The following is a 15,323-nucleotide window of genomic DNA, read 5'->3' as shown; positions in this document are numbered from 1 at the left end:
TGTATGGAAGAAGAAAAAAACGTTTTCAGCGTAGAATTATTAAGTGCACTGGAAATTGCTAAAAAAATTGCTAAAGCCAATTTAAATAAATATTACTCAGCCTCTCATTTATTAAAAGCGGTTTTAAACAGGGATTTATCTCTTTTGAAACGTCTTGAAGCTATGGGCAAGGATGTTTATTATCTGGATGAATGGGCAGAAGTGCGCATGGAAGAGGAACCAAAAACGACTAATGTTCTGGATGCCGAACCGAGTGATTTGATTGATGACATCATAAAAGAAGCAGAACAAGTACGAATTGCATTAAATGAGGATGAAATTAGCCTTTATGCCATAATTGTCGCTATTAGTTCGCCTGGTGTTGGTTTTAATTTTGATCAGATGAAAACGTATCCTATTTCGAGAAATGAATTACTCGAAGATCAAATAATTATTCCTCAAAGTGAAAATAATACCAAACAAGAAGTCAAAAAAGGATTTTTAGGTAAATATGCTATCCATAAAAATATTGAAAAAAAGAAAAACCGTATACTAGCCATTGGCCGTGAAACGGAATTAAATACTATAAAAGAAATTCTGTGCCGATTCTCTAAACCAAATGTACTTTTAATTGGTGATCGAGGAATTGGTAAATCGATATTGATTGATACACTTGTTCAGAATGTAATCTCAAATCAGGTTCCGGATGCGTTGAATAAAGTGCAGCTTTTTGAATTGGATTTATCGTCTTTAATTGCAGGCGCTTCCTATAAAGGCGAAATCGAAGACCGTTTAAAAAACTGTATTCAGGAATTGAAACAGTATCCAAAAGCTATCCTTATAATCGAAGAAATTCATACACTATTAGATAAAAATGGCGGTGATTCTGGAGTTTCGAATGTTTTAAAAGGTGAATTAGCAAAAGGTTTGAATATAATTGCCACTTCTACAATTGATGAATATTCAAAAAGAATAGAAAAAGAGCAAGGTCTGTCCGGAATGTTTGAAATTGTAAAACTGGAAGAATCAGACGATGATACTTTATTCCGAATGATTCGTGAATCAATTAAAACCTATCAGGAACATCATAAAATACAAATTGACGATGAAACAATATCTGAATCAATTCGATTATCAAGAAGATATTTAAAAGAGAAAAGCTTACCGGAATCCGCCATAAACCTTATTGATCACACAATGTCGGTATTGAAAACTTCGGGTGAAACTTTTTTGAAAGAAAAACAATCTATTCTTGATAAACTTGCCACTTTAAAACAAAATGATGCCCCTTTATCAGAAGATCAGTTAGTTAAAGAAGCAAATTGGTTTTTGACGGATTTAGTTCATAAAACATCTTTTTTAATGGATGTAGAGGAACAAAACGAGAATAAAAATTTCGACAATTCTGCCTCGATAATCAATTATATTGAGAGCCTTATTAAAACTCTTGAAGAAAAAGCATTAGACAAACGTGTTCATATTGAAGCTTTTGACTTATCATTGATTATTGCTAAAAAAACAGGAATTCCCGCGGGAAAACTGAAAGAAGAGGAAAAACAGAAGCTTAATAATATTGAGGAAGTTTTAAATAAAAGAGTTATTGGTCAGGATCATTGTATTGCAACAGTTGCAGGATCAATTTTAGAATCCAGATCCGGATTGAGTAAAGCCGGACAGCCTATTGCATCATTCTTTTTTTTAGGACCAACGGGAACAGGAAAAACAGAATTAGCAAAAAGTCTAGCCGAATTTCTTTTTCAGGATGAAAATGCCATTATCCGGTTTGATATGTCGGAATTTAAAGAAGAACATTCAGCAGCCTTGCTTTATGGTGCGCCTCCTGGATACGTAGGATATGAAGAAGGTGGATTATTAGTCAACAAAATAAGACAAAAACCTTATTCAATCGTTTTATTTGATGAAATTGAAAAAGCTCATGCTTCTGTTTACGATGTTTTTCTTCAAATTATGGACGAAGGAAAATTACACGATCGTTTAGGAAAAGAAGGCGATTTCTCAAACGCTATTATCTTATTTACATCAAATATTGGGGCAGATCATATTGTTGATACCTTTAATAAAGGTCAAATTCCTACCTCAACTTCTTTAATGGAAATCATGGGAAATTACTTTAGACCTGAATTTTTAGGAAGGTTAACCGAAATTGTACCTTTTGCGCCTATCAGTAAAGAAAATGCTTTGAAAATATTTGAAATCCATCTTAAAAAAGAATTCATGGATTTATTAAAGAATATCAATATCAAAGTTGAAATCCCGATGGAAGCAAAACTTTATCTTGCCGAAAATGGATACAATTCAAAATATGGAGCAAGACCAATAAAAAGTATTATAAGAAGTCATTTGCGACGACCACTGGCGAAAAAAATAATCTCCGGAGAAGTAAAAGACGGAGACACAATGACTGTGGTTATTGAAAATGAAGAAGTAAAATGGATTAAAGAAGAGTTGATAAATATTCTGGAAAACTAAAATCCCTAAATTAATTACATAGAAACGCTAAGGATTTTATCTTAGCGTTTTTCATTTTTATGCTTATCACATACTAATGCTATTAAGCAATCATAACCCTAATAGTATATCAAATTGAATCATTTTTTAGAAAAGTCACTTTCTTTATTCAACATATAAATTTTATTGTCACTTAAATTTCTTTTAGAAAACTCTCCCGAAGAATCCGGTACTCGATCCAGATTTTTAGTAGAATACCCTTCCTTCTTTAGAATAACTTTTAATCTGGAATTTGAATTTACTTTCAAACAAAATTAACCGGAACTATCAGTTTGTATTTTAATACCATTAATCTCTATAAAAACATTTTGAATAGGTTGCTCCGTATCATAATCATAAACATGACCATAAAATTTATTATTTGTACAACTGCAAAATAATAACACTGTAAAAATGAGTACTCTTTCCATTCCTTGCTTTTAGTTCAAATATAGATTTCAAGTTTCAAAAATAGAACCTCTTTAAATTATTAAAGTATAATAATAAGGTTTTTAACTTTTGAATAAAACCATAAGATCAGAACAATACAATCGAATTAAAATAATTACACTTTTAAACAGAAAGAAAAACAATCTGAAAGATTTTAAAATTAAAGCATAAAAAAACGCTAAGATATCTTAGCGTTTTTCAATTTATGTTAGTCTAAAACCAAACCTATCTGACCATCGTCATCCAGTTCTGTTTCTACAGAATCATCTTCATCTAATTCCGGTTTTTCAGGAACTTCTTCGATCGGTTCTTCATATGGCAAAGGATCCAGTAAGTTAACCTGTTTTAATTTATCTGTTGTCAATTGATTACCTAATGCTTTAAAGCCTTTTACAGCTATAAAATCCTCTACGTCTATATGTAAATCTTCTTTTTGAACTCCTTTTACTTTTGCAAAAATAAGTTGTGCCACCGGACGATAATCTGTTGAAACAATCTCTAATTGCGAATTTGGATGTTCTGTAATAAAACTTTCTTCTTTGTCTGTTTCTACCAGAAAACGTTTTAAATAATAACGTTCTTTTTCTCCATCAAAATAAATAGCAGAGATTGGTTTTTTAGGATTAAATTTCTCCAAAACAATCATATCTTCATCAAAATGAGTCGATAATTCCGGAATAATAACCTTTAATTTACCGCTTTGATTGATAATTAAAATTTTATCACTTGGTTTAAACTCCCCTAATAATTCACCTCGTGCATCCACATTTAGGCGTTTTACGGTATCATCAAACCAAACTTTTCGTGGTAATAATGTAGAAATTCCTTTTTCCTTTAATTCGATTTTTTTGATTGGATATTTGGTTACCAAATTTCCTTTTGAAGCTCGTCCTTTAATCGCTAATTTGGCAAAATCAATGTCGAATTTCAATTTTTTGATTGTTCCCACCTGACGCAATAAGATGGTAATTACCTCTGCTTCTCCGTTAGGATTGTGTGAAAAATAAACAACTTGCGAACCAGCCGTTTCATTAGTTAAATCATATGGTTTATCACGTGTTACACCAGACACATTGAAACGTTTTATATACGATGGACCGGATTTTCCGTCGCGATACATCATGTTGTAAATCGTACGTTTATCACTCTTATCAAAAATAGCAACGTGAATAATATCTTTACCCACAAACGTTTTGGCATCGACTTTTGTTACCAGCATTTTTCCGTCACGTAAAAACACGATTACATCATCAATATCAGAACAATCGGTAAGATATTCGTCTTTTTTCAAACTGGTTCCTACGAAACCTTCTTCTCGGTTTACATACAATTTCGTGTTACGCAAAACTACTTTTGTAGCCTCGACATTATCAAAAACACGAAGTTCTGTCTGACGTTCGCGGCCTTTTCCGTATTTCTCTTTTAATTTGGTAAAATAGGCAATTGCAAAATCGGTTAGATTTTCCAGATTATGCTGTACTTCTTTCATTTCGTCTTCTAACTTCGCAATAAAATCATCCGCTTTATCAGAGTCAAAACGAGTAATACGAATCATCGGGATTTGAGTCAAACGTTGTAAATCATCGTCATTAATTTCTCTGACAAATGATTTTTTGAAAGGTTCAAATCTGTCGTATAAATATTTATACAGCGACTCTCTATCAGAATATAACTTGAATTCAATGTACATTTCTTCACGAATGAAGATTTTTTCTAAAGTAGAAAAATGCCATTTATTTTTTAATTCCTCTAATTGAATTTCTAATTCCTGTTTAAGTAAATCAACCGTTCTGTGTGTTGAAATTTTTAACATTTCAGAAACTCCTATAAACAACGGTTTATTATCTTCAATAACACAACCTAAAGGCGCTACAGACGTTTCGCAAGCTGTAAAAGCAAACAAAGCATCGATAGTTTTATCCGGAGAAACTCCTGGGAAAAGATGAATTAAAATCTCAACATCTGCCGCTGTATTGTCTTCGATTTTCTTGATTTTGATTTTACCTTTATCATTGGCTTTCAAAATACTGTCAATCAAAGTGGTCGTATTAGTTGAAAACGGAATTTGCGTAATCACCAATGTATTCTTGTCTAACTGAGCAATTTTAGCACGCACACGTACACGTCCGCCACGAAGTCCGTCATGATAATTTGACACATCGGCAATACCTTGTGTCATGAAATCCGGATATAATGTAAAAGGCTTTCCTTTTAAAATCTTGATCGAAGCATCAATTAATTCATTGAAGTTATGAGGCAAAACTTTAGTCGAAAGACCAACTGCAATTCCCTCTGCTCCTTGTGCCAAAAGCAACGGAAATTTTACCGGAAGATTGTTGGGTTCTGCACGACGACCATCGTAGGAAACACCCCAATCGGTAATTTTTGGACTGTAAATTACTTCTAAGGCAAATTTAGACAAACGTGCTTCAATATAACGAGAAGCTGCCGCACCATCGCCTGTTAAGATATTTCCCCAGTTTCCCTGACAGTCAATTAATAATTCTTTCTGACCTATTTGTACCATTGCATCACCAATACTCGCATCTCCGTGTGGGTGATACTGCATGGTGTGACCAACAACATTGGCAACTTTATTATAACGACCATCATCAAGCTCTTTTAAAGAGTGCATAATACGACGCTGAACAGGCTTAAAACCATCTTCAATCGCAGGAACTGCACGCTCCAGAATTACGTATGAAGCATAATCCAGGAACCAGTCTTTGTACATTCCCGTTACTTTTGTAATAACGTCGTCTCCTTCTTCTTCCTGATTTTCGTAAAAATGCTGCCCTTCGAAATTTTTAGCTTCTACGTTGATAATTTCATCATCATTACCTTCCTGATTTTCATCAAGCTGGTTTTCATCTGAATTATTCTCGTCGTCGTTTGGAATTATGTTATCGTCTTCTTCGTCTTTCATTTTAATGCTGAATTTATTTCAGTACGTTTATTTTATGCTATAATTTAATAACCTTTTTTTCTTAAAATTTCATATTCTTTTTGTTCATCATCATATTCAACAAAAAGTTTAATTCCGAATTTTCTAAATAAATCACCCATTTCATATAGGCAATATTTTTGAAATCCTTCAAGATTATGTGAATTTCTATCTCCATTACAATTTATACAAAATTCATTATAACCAATAATCCTGTTTTTACTATCTCTAAACAAAATCATGTGCCGTGGATTATAACACGCAGAAGATGTTTCTTCTGGAACACAAGTATCACAAATCATTAAATTCAAAAGTTCTTTTTCCTGAATTTTATTTAAAATAACTCTTTCCTGTATCATTGTACTATCAAAAGTTAATTTATAATTATCTACTAATACTTTGCTATATGGTTGTTCGCCTTTATACTTTATTGTATCCCAATAAATTCTATTATAATAAGAAACTAATTCAATTGTCGAGTAATTCTTTAATGGAAAATCTCTCTTTCTGATTGCTTTACTTACTGACTCAAAAACTTCAGTTTCTTTCGATTTTTTTTTATTCTCAGGTTTTTTATCTTCACATGAAATAAAAAGTAAAATGATAATCAAAAATATTATTTTCTTCATTAATAAAATTCTATTTATTTTCGAGCAGTTCTTTTAAAACTTCAACACTTGGCAATATTGTTTTATATTTACTGGCAAAAATCTGTTCATTGTTTTCAGGTAAAGTATACCTTACTACAGCTTCACTTTTATTTTGGCAAAGCACAATGCCTATAGTTTTGTTTTCATCTTCCAATCGCATTTCTCTGTCATAATAATTGACATACATTTGCATTTGACCTAAATCCTGATGTTTTAATTCGCCTATTTTCAAATCAATAAGAACAAAACATCTTAAAATTCTATTATAAAAAACTAAATCGATTCTAAAATGTTTATCATCAAATGTAATTCTTTCTTGTCTTGCAACAAAAGTAAAACCATGACCTAATTCTAGTAGAAAATGTTCTAATTTATTAATTATTTGTTGTTCTAATTGAGATTCTGAATAATGATGTAACTCAGGTAATCCCAAAAATTCAAGTATATATGGATCTTTAATAAGATCCTTTGGTTTTTCGATAATCTGACCTTTTTCTGAAAGTTTCAAAATACCCTCTTTATCTCTGCTTAAAGCTAATCTTGTGTAAAGTGCTGAATCGTACTGACGTTTTAGTTCCCGAACACTCCAATGGTGTTTTTCAGATTCTATTTTGTAAAAACGTCTCTCTTTTTCATCATCAATTCGCATTAAAAAAACATAATGAGTGAAAGTCAATTTAAAAAACGAAGCCAATGTTTGGTAATCGAACTTATTAAATTGCGCAGTCAGTGAGTGCGTTTTTTGAGATTTGAATTCCTCAGTCAGTGACTGGGTTTTTTGAATTTCTAAAATCCGAGTCAGTGACTCGGAATTTGAGTAAGTCAAGTAAAACTTTCTAATATTCTCTAAATTAACCAAAGAAAACCCTTTTCCAAACTCCTTTGTCAATTGTTTAGAAAGACTTTTTAAAAGCTGTTTCCCATATTCAGCCCTATCTTTCCCCTTTTGCTCTTCCTCAACAATGATTCTTCCTATTTCAAAATAGGTAATTGTCATTGTTGAATTTACGGTACTTAAAACTCGTTGTCGAGCATTTTGAAGTAACTCGGCAACTTGTTCGAAAATGATTTTATTTTGAAGACCGTCTTGCAATATTATATCAATTTAATTTTTAAACCTCAGCCTCAACCGCATCCAATTCCACTTTCAAATTCTTGATAATAAACTCTTGTCTGTCCGGCGTATTTTTCCCCATATAGAAAGATAACAATTGCTCAATCGAAGTATTTTTATCCATCATAATTGGGTCAAGGCGAATCGTTTCTCCAATGAAGTTTTTAAACTCATCCGGCGAAATTTCTCCCAAACCTTTAAATCGGGTAATTTCCGGTTTTGGTTTTAATTTTTCGATCGCATCTCTTCTTTCTTCATCAGAATAACAATAGATGGTTTCTTTTTTATTTCGAACCCTGAAAAGTGGCGTTTGCAAAATATACAAATGTCCTTCTTTGATTAATTCGGGGAAAAACTGCAGAAAAAAAGTAATCAACAACAAACGAATGTGCATTCCATCGACATCGGCATCGGTTGCGATTACGATGTTGTTGTAACGTAATTTTTCCAGTCCGTCTTCGATATCCAAAGCCGCTTGCAATAAATTGAATTCTTCATTTTCATACACAATTTTCTTTGTCATTCCGTAGGAGTTCAAAGGCTTACCACGTAAACTAAATACGGCTTGTGTATTTACGTCACGTGACTTTGTGATTGATCCGGAAGCCGAATCTCCCTCGGTAATAAAAAGCGTGCTTTCTAAGTTTCTTGGATTTTTTGTATCCGGAAGATGCGCACGGCAATCTCTTAATTTTTTATTATGAAGATTTGCTTTCTTTGCACGATCTGTCGCCAGTTTACGTATGCCTGATAATTCTTTACGCTCACGCTCCGCCTGTAGAATTTTACGCAATAAAGCCTCTGCAGTTGGCGGATTTTTATGTAAATAATTGTCTAATTTGTTCTTTACAAAATCATTTACAAACGTACGTACAGAAACAGCAGGCGTTCCGTCATCAGAACCCATATCTGTAGAACCTAATTTGGTTTTGGTCTGAGACTCAAAAACCGGTTCCATGACCTTGATACTAATCGCACTTACAATCGATTTACGAACATCAGAAGCTTCAAAGTTTTTGTTGTAAAATTCCCGAATGGTTTTTACAATTGCTTCTCTGTAAGCCGCTAAGTGCGTTCCTCCTTGTGTGGTATTCTGACCGTTAACAAATGAGTGATATTCCTCACTGTATTGTGTTTTACTGTGTGTTAAAGCAATCTCAATATCATGATCTTTCAGGTGAATGATTGGATATTCCAGATCTTCTGCACTAATTGTTTCTTCTAATAAATCTCTTAGACCATTTTCAGAAATATATTTTTCGCCATTGAAAATAATTGTCAAACCATTGTTAAGGTAACAATAGTTCTTCACCATTTTAATGACATATTCCATACGGAATTTGTAATTTTTAAAGATTGATTCATCCGGCGTAAAGGTTACTTTTGTTCCTTTTCGCTTCGTTGTTTCAATTATATCTTCTTCTAAAACTAAATTTCCCGCAGAAAATTCAGCTCCTTTTTGTTTATCATCACGAACTGATTCTACACGAAAATAATTTGACAAAGCATTAACGGCTTTTGTTCCGACTCCGTTCAAACCTACTGATTTCTGGAAAGCTTTAGAATCGTACTTTCCTCCCGTGTTCATTTTCGAAACTACATCAACTACTTTTCCTAACGGAATTCCACGTCCGTAATCACGAACAGAAACTGTTTTGTCCTTGATAGTCACTTCGATAGTTTTCCCTGAGCCCATTACGAACTCATCGATACAGTTGTCTAAAACCTCTTTTAAAAGAATATAAATACCATCATCCGGCGAAGATCCGTCTCCCAATTTCCCGATATACATTCCGGGACGCATACGGATATGTTCCTTCCAATCGAGTGATCGAATATTATCTTCGGTATATTGATTTTGCTCTAGCATAAAGTAAATTGGATTTTTGGCTAATGTACCATTTCTAGGTAAAAAATAAAAGCGTATTTTTTTTTTGTTATGATTAATAACAGCTTTGAATTCTATTTAAATTGATTTTAAAAAGAATACCGGTTTTTATAGCAGAAAAAAAGAACTTTGAAACAAAAATACTATTTGATTCCGAGTACTTCTTTTGCCAAAGCAATCATTTCGGGAGTTCCTGTATTTTTATTTTTTTCGTCAGAAAGTTTAACAACGCCTTGCCAATGCTTGTTATCCAATTTAACTTCGGTCAATTTTATGACCATATTCATGGGTGGCAAACCTACATCATTTGTGAAATTTGTTCCGATACCAAATGACATTTTGATTTTATCTTTACAGAAATCAGTTATGAGTTTTACTTTATCATAATTTAATGAATCCGAAAAAACGATTACTTTTGATTTTGGATCAATTCCCATTTTTTCATAATGCGAAATCACCTTTTGGGCAAACTCAATTGGGTCACCGCTATCATGTCGGACACCATCAAAAAGTTTAGAATATTTTTTATCAAATTGTTCGAAAAAAACATCTGTAGTGTAAGTGTCTGTCAAAGCAATTCCCAAATCACCGCCGTAGACTTGCGTCCAATGTTCCAGACTCATTAAATTAGCCATTTTAAAACCATACTGAGCCGCATGAAACATAAACCATTCGTGTGCATGTGTTCCTAAAGGCCTGATATTATCGACCATTGCAAAATGTACATTACTGGTTCCTATGAAGCTTTGTGAACCAAAAGTCTGTAATGTTTCATTGATTAAAACATGTACATCATAAGAATGACGACGCCTTGTACCAAATTCTAAAATTGATACTCCTAATTTATTATAATTATTGATTTTATCTTTGGTGACACTTTTTATTGCATCATCATTTAATCGAATTAAAAGATTTGATTTGTAAAAAAGCTCTGAAATTAATGCCATTAAAGGCACTTCCCATAAAATAGTACGATACCAGAAACCTTCAATCGTAACTTTTATTTCTGAACCATGCTGGGTTATCTGAACTTCTGACGGATCATAATTATATCCTTGCAAAAAATCTAAGTAGGTAGGATCCAGATACGGACAAAATTTAGTTAAATAGTCCTTTTCATTTTTTGTCAGTCTCAAATCTGCCATTGCATCAACTGATTTTCGAAGTAAATCAGCAAAACCGGGAGGAAAAATATGTTTTCCCCTATTGATAAAACCATAACGCACTTTTGCTTTTGGAAAAAGTTTTATTACAGCATGTTGCATCGTAAATTTATAGAAATCATTATCTAAAGTTGATTTCAGAAAAGTTGTTTCCATATTCCGCTTTTATATTATTTTTAAAAAAATCCTTAATTGATAAAGATACTGCAATTCAATAAAAGAAGAAAATGATATAAATCAACTTCTCATAATAAATCATTACCTTGAGATTATTTTAAAAGAAACAATACTGTAGGTATCGACAAAAATGGTGAGATATTCGCCAATAGTTTTATCATAAGTGATTTGGAATTCTAAACCACCTCGTTTTTCTTTGGCATTTTGAATTTTGACTGCCTGATTTTTTTTATTCAAATAGAAAACAAGATCTGATTTTGAAACGTTTTTGATTTCAACCGTTATTTTATCGCCGGATTTTACTTCAATTATTCCATAATCAGGAGACTTAATTTTATAGTCATGCTGAATTGTCTTATTATAAATTAAAGGTCCGTTCAGGAAATCATCTTTGTTTAATTTATTTCCTAAATAAGAGCCGGAATCCGGAAAATGTTTGGCAAAGAAATACTCAGGATCTGTATCAAAATAAACCGGATCAAAATCATTCACCATTTTTCCCTTACTTCCGTCGTAATATCCCTGACCCCAGGTAACATCCACTAATCGCCATTTTTTATCTATCAAAACAATATTCCACGCATGATTTGAGGAGGTGTTTTTTCGACCAATATCGGCTAATCTTGTTTTGGAATCACCTCTTATTATTTCCGATTTCAATCCTGTCAATTCTGCTAAATTTTGATATAAGGATGTAAAGCCTTCACAAACTGCTTTTTGAGAACTAAATGTTTTCTGAATCAATTTATCGTTGATTTGCTGAATCTTTCTTTGTTTTTCAACCTCTGTAGAATAACTAAAACCTTGTGTTCGCTGCGGATTTAAAAACGAAGCGTAATCGTATTTTATATTAAAGGCAATCCAGCTGTAAATTGCTCGCGCCTTATCATGCTCTGACGTAAAATCCTTTTGAATTCTTTGTGCTAAATCTTCTGTGGAGTTAAATTGTTTTGGATATTTTAAAACTATTTTATCCACTTCACTATACTTTTGAGAATATGAAGTAGCCAAAAAAAATAAATTCAGCAATAGAAATATAACGGTAATTTTTTTTATTGTCATCGATTAAAAACTGGACTTAATTATGTCATTTAATTCTTTATGTAACTCCTTATTTGAAATTTTATTTTCTTCCAAATTAAAGTTAGCGTTAAAAGCCGGTAATGAAAATGTCGCTTTAATGTTAGCACCATATCTTGGCAAAGCATTACGTCCAATTTCTAAAACCGAAGCACCTCCTCTTGTTCCCGGAGAAGTTGCCATTAATAACATTGGTTTTTGTTGAAAAACTTCTTTGTTGATTCGGGAACTCCAATCGAATATATTTTTAAATGCCGTAGAATAGTTATTATTATTTTCTGCTAAAGAAACTACTAAAATATCGGCACTTTGTATCTTTGCAAGAAATGCTTTTGCGAGTTCGTGCTGACCCATTTCTTTTTCCAGATCTACACTAAATAAGGGCATTGCAAAATCATTTAAATCTAAAACTTCCACTTCGGCGTTTTCAAATAAACCTGCTGCATACGTTGCAAAGTGTTTATTGATAGAATGTTTGCTGTTACTTCCTCCAAAGGCGATAATTTTCATAGGTGTCTTTGTGCTGGTTCTTTTTCTCTTGGTTTGTCGATTTCATAAATTTCCTTTTGAATTTCGACTGAGTATTCATTAGGATAAATTTTACCTCCGTAAGATTTTGCATATACTTTGGTAAATTCTGCTCCAAAATACAGAATAATAGCCGAATAATACACCCAAACCAAAATAATTATTACTGAACCTGCCGCACCGTATACTGAAGCAACAGTAGAACTGCCTAAATAAAAACCAATTGCAAACTTACCAATCATAAATAATACGGCAGTCACTGTTGATCCTATAAAAGCATCTTTCCACCTAATTTTTCCATCAGGTAATGTTCTGAAAATAATAGCAAAAAGAGTGGTAATACTTGCCAGTACGATAACGATATTAACTACGTAAAATAAATAAACAGTACTTTCTGGAAAATATACTTTTAAACGTGCACTGACTAAATCTAATGTTGTACTTATAAATAGACTGACTAACATTAAAAAACCAACCGAAGCAATCATTGAAAATGACATCAATCGATTTTGAATGAATTTCTTGACTCCTTTATCCGGTTTTGCACGTAATCCCCAAATAAAGTTGATTGAACTTTGTATTTCGGCAAAAACTCCTGACGCCCCAATGAGCAACATCACAATTCCAAATATAGTGGCAAAAACATTATCGCCTGATAATTGCACATTCTTGATAGCTTCCTGAATCTGAATGGCAGCTCCATTGCCAACTAATCCATTTATTTGTCCGTACAATTGTCCCGTTACAGCATCTTCACCAAAGAAAAAACCGCAAATGGTAATTATAATAATTAATAAAGGAGGAAGTGCAAATATGGTATAATAGGATAATGCTGCACTTAATTTAATGGCGTTGTCTTCATTAAATTCTAAAAAGGTATTCTTGAGCAGAAACCATGACTTGGAGAATATATTTTTTATTTTCACGTTACTTCCGGTTTTTAGATATTCACTCAAATTTAGGTAATAATTTTAAAAAACGAATTCTTGGTTTTTTGAGGATTTTTATATTTTTCCCATGTGGTTTCTTAACTTCTTGGATATAATGTGTAGTCCCTACGGGACATTTTCTTGCGGGTGGTAATTTCTTTTTCTACCAACCTGTAACTCCTAACGGAGTATTTTTAGATCATTTTTAAATATCTTGTAGATATTAAATTTTCGTAGAAAAAGCATTAGACATTATTTATTTTGTCGCCTACTAAATACATATTTAACACAACAATATTATGCTTCGAAAGGACAATTGTATCGCGTTAAATTATTTATACAAACCATTTCTCTACCAACATTTTTTCTAACAACATTTTCTCTACCACCATTTAACTCCTAAATGAGTATTTTTACATAATCTTTTAATATCTCGTAGATATTAAATTTTCGTAGAAAAAGCATTAGACATTATTTATTTTGTCGCGTACGAAATATATATTAAACACAACAATATTATGTTTCGAAAGGACAATTGTATCGCGTTAAATTATTATACAAAACATTTCTCTACCACCATTTTTTTAACAACATTTTCTTTATCAACATTTCTCTTCTTGGATATAATGTGTAGTCCCTACGGGAAATTTTCTTGCAGGTGGTAATTTCTTTTTCTACCAATCTGTAACTCCTAACGGAGTATTTTTAGATAATCTTTAAATATCTCACAGATATTAAATTTTCGTAGAAAAAGCATTAGATATTATTTATTTTGTCGCGTATGAAATACATATTAGCACAACACTATTATACTTCGAAAGGACAATTGTATCGCGTTAAATTATTTTATACAAACCATTTCTCTACCAACATTTTTTTAACAACATTTTTTTAACAACATTTTCTTTATCAACATTTAACTCCTAACGGAGTATTTTTTACATAATCTTTTCATATCTCGGAGAGATTAAATATTGGTAGGGAAAAATATTTTACCATTGTTTATTTGTCCCGTAGGGACTAAACATTTTATATAGAGAAAATCTTTTATTGATAATGGCAAAAAATCCCCTTATCATAAACTGTCCATAAACTTGCTTTTTGGTTTGCGGCTTTCAGAGCGCTATTTGCCCAGGTATTACAAGTATAAAACAAACTATAACTTCCTTTTGCTTCATAAAATGCATCTTTCTTTCCGTAGCTATAACCTTGAATCCATTGTGGATGACCAGGATCCAGAAAACTTTCTGAAATATAAGTAACTAATTTTTGATAGTTTTCTTTTGAAATTAAAATGCGTTTGCAATCTTCGCCTTCTTTTAATTGCTTAAAAAACGTTGTATGCATCGCCGATGAACTTACTCCAAAAGCAGCTTTTAGAGCTGTACTTGCTTTTAGGTCTGACCATTCCGGCGTGTGCAAATAAAATCCTTTATCGCCCCAGCCAAAACCTATATATTGCATTGTACTGTCTTTTGATTTTGTCTGACTGAACTGGATTTCATTTCGCCAGTCTTTTACATCATTTACAACCGGAACTACAATATCTGTGTGAACTCCATTTGAAAGGATATAAATAGGAATAGCCTCTTTTTCGTCAACTTTAGTTATATCAGAATTGACGGTGATTTTAGAAATCAGATATACTGAAATCAGATATAAAACAAGAAAAGTAAGGATTCCGAGAATCGTCCAGCCTACAAATTTGAAAGTTTTTTTTAGCATTTTGATTGGTTTGTTTTAGATTAGTTATGGGTTGATTTTCTGTAACCAATTTTTGAGCCAAAAAAATAATAGTACGCGGATAAAACGGATTCGCTATCGCGAAAGCGCGGATTTACAAGGATTTTTTTATGCTTTATTTTTGTTTCACGCAGATTGAGCAGATTTTATTCTCATTTCTGCCGCAGGGA

General features: G+C 32.3%; 11 protein-coding genes. 1 reads left to right on the top strand and 10 read right to left on the bottom strand.

Features of this window, described 5'->3' with window-relative positions; translation table 11 throughout:
• The first annotated feature begins 3 nt into the window (after positions 1 to 3).
• Positions 4 to 2,469: an AAA family ATPase gene (locus ACHRVX_RS02120; RefSeq protein WP_395328545.1), complete on the top strand. Its 2,466-nt coding sequence runs from the start codon at positions 4 to 6 to the stop codon at positions 2,467 to 2,469.
• Between the two features lie 293 nt (positions 2,470 to 2,762).
• Here ACHRVX_RS02120 and ACHRVX_RS02115 read toward each other — a convergent pair whose 3' ends face one another.
• The 10 genes from ACHRVX_RS02115 to ACHRVX_RS02070 all read right to left on the bottom strand — a co-directional run bounded on the left by ACHRVX_RS02115 (position 2,763) and on the right by ACHRVX_RS02070 (position 15,135).
• On the bottom strand, positions 2,763 to 2,918 hold the full coding sequence (locus ACHRVX_RS02115) for a hypothetical protein (protein WP_395328542.1): 156 nt from the start codon (positions 2,916 to 2,918) through the stop codon (positions 2,763 to 2,765).
• A gap of 227 nt (positions 2,919 to 3,145) precedes the next feature.
• Positions 3,146 to 5,863, bottom strand: a complete 2,718-nt coding sequence (locus tag ACHRVX_RS02110; RefSeq protein WP_395328539.1) for a DNA gyrase/topoisomerase IV subunit A — start codon at positions 5,861 to 5,863, stop codon at positions 3,146 to 3,148.
• Between the two features lie 44 nt (positions 5,864 to 5,907).
• The gene (locus ACHRVX_RS02105; protein ID WP_395328536.1) at positions 5,908 to 6,510 is read right to left on the bottom strand and encodes a hypothetical protein; all 603 of its coding nucleotides are present in this window, start codon (positions 6,508 to 6,510) and stop codon (positions 5,908 to 5,910) included.
• Between the two features lie 10 nt (positions 6,511 to 6,520).
• Complete coding sequence (locus ACHRVX_RS02100; RefSeq protein ID WP_395328533.1) at positions 6,521 to 7,624, bottom strand: YhcG family protein; 1,104 nt, start codon at positions 7,622 to 7,624, stop codon at positions 6,521 to 6,523.
• A gap of 19 nt (positions 7,625 to 7,643) precedes the next feature.
• A complete protein-coding gene (locus ACHRVX_RS02095) occupies positions 7,644 to 9,515 on the bottom strand; it encodes a DNA topoisomerase IV subunit B (RefSeq protein WP_395328531.1) in 1,872 nt (623 codons plus the stop codon).
• Positions 9,516 to 9,676: 161 nt separating this feature from the next.
• The gene (gene pncB, locus ACHRVX_RS02090; RefSeq protein ID WP_395328528.1) at positions 9,677 to 10,852 is read right to left on the bottom strand and encodes a nicotinate phosphoribosyltransferase; all 1,176 of its coding nucleotides are present in this window, start codon (positions 10,850 to 10,852) and stop codon (positions 9,677 to 9,679) included.
• A 102-nt stretch (positions 10,853 to 10,954) separates the two neighbouring features.
• Positions 10,955 to 11,935, bottom strand: coding sequence for a transglutaminase domain-containing protein (locus tag ACHRVX_RS02085; RefSeq protein ID WP_395328525.1), 981 nt, complete (start codon positions 11,933 to 11,935; stop codon positions 10,955 to 10,957).
• 3 nt (positions 11,936 to 11,938) lie between these two features.
• Positions 11,939 to 12,463, bottom strand: a complete 525-nt coding sequence (locus tag ACHRVX_RS02080; protein WP_395328522.1) for an NADPH-dependent FMN reductase — start codon at positions 12,461 to 12,463, stop codon at positions 11,939 to 11,941.
• Positions 12,460 to 13,407 carry a YihY/virulence factor BrkB family protein gene (locus ACHRVX_RS02075; protein WP_395330277.1) on the bottom strand — a complete coding sequence of 316 codons (948 nt, stop codon included), beginning with the start codon at positions 13,405 to 13,407 and terminating at the stop codon, positions 12,460 to 12,462. The genes ACHRVX_RS02080 and ACHRVX_RS02075 overlap by 4 nt, the downstream gene beginning before the upstream one ends.
• A gap of 1,050 nt (positions 13,408 to 14,457) precedes the next feature.
• Positions 14,458 to 15,135: a TIGR02117 family protein gene (locus ACHRVX_RS02070; protein ID WP_395328519.1), complete on the bottom strand. Its 678-nt coding sequence runs from the start codon at positions 15,133 to 15,135 to the stop codon at positions 14,458 to 14,460.
• Between the last annotated feature and the right edge of the window lie 188 nt (positions 15,136 to 15,323).

The sequence above is a fragment of the Flavobacterium sp. FlaQc-47 genome, from assembly GCF_044006475.1.
Lineage (GTDB): Bacteria > Bacteroidota > Bacteroidia > Flavobacteriales > Flavobacteriaceae > Flavobacterium.
Note: the sequence above shows the minus strand (reverse complement) of the source record. Positions and strands in the feature narration are given on the sequence as shown.

Coding starts and splice junctions, on each gene's coding strand:
- ACHRVX_RS02120 (WP_395328545.1), top strand. CDS start 4: ATGGAAGAAGAAAAAAACGTTTTCAGCGTAGAATTATTAAGTGCACTG.
- ACHRVX_RS02115 (WP_395328542.1), bottom strand. CDS start 2,918: ATGGAAAGAGTACTCATTTTTACAGTGTTATTATTTTGCAGTTGTACA.
- ACHRVX_RS02110 (WP_395328539.1), bottom strand. CDS start 5,863: ATGAAAGACGAAGAAGACGATAACATAATTCCAAACGACGACGAGAAT.
- ACHRVX_RS02105 (WP_395328536.1), bottom strand. CDS start 6,510: ATGAAGAAAATAATATTTTTGATTATCATTTTACTTTTTATTTCATGT.
- ACHRVX_RS02095 (WP_395328531.1), bottom strand. CDS start 9,515: ATGCTAGAGCAAAATCAATATACCGAAGATAATATTCGATCACTCGAT.
- pncB (WP_395328528.1), bottom strand. CDS start 10,852: ATGGAAACAACTTTTCTGAAATCAACTTTAGATAATGATTTCTATAAA.
- ACHRVX_RS02085 (WP_395328525.1), bottom strand. CDS start 11,935: ATGACAATAAAAAAAATTACCGTTATATTTCTATTGCTGAATTTATTT.
- ACHRVX_RS02080 (WP_395328522.1), bottom strand. CDS start 12,463: ATGAAAATTATCGCCTTTGGAGGAAGTAACAGCAAACATTCTATCAAT.
- ACHRVX_RS02070 (WP_395328519.1), bottom strand. CDS start 15,135: ATGCTAAAAAAAACTTTCAAATTTGTAGGCTGGACGATTCTCGGAATC.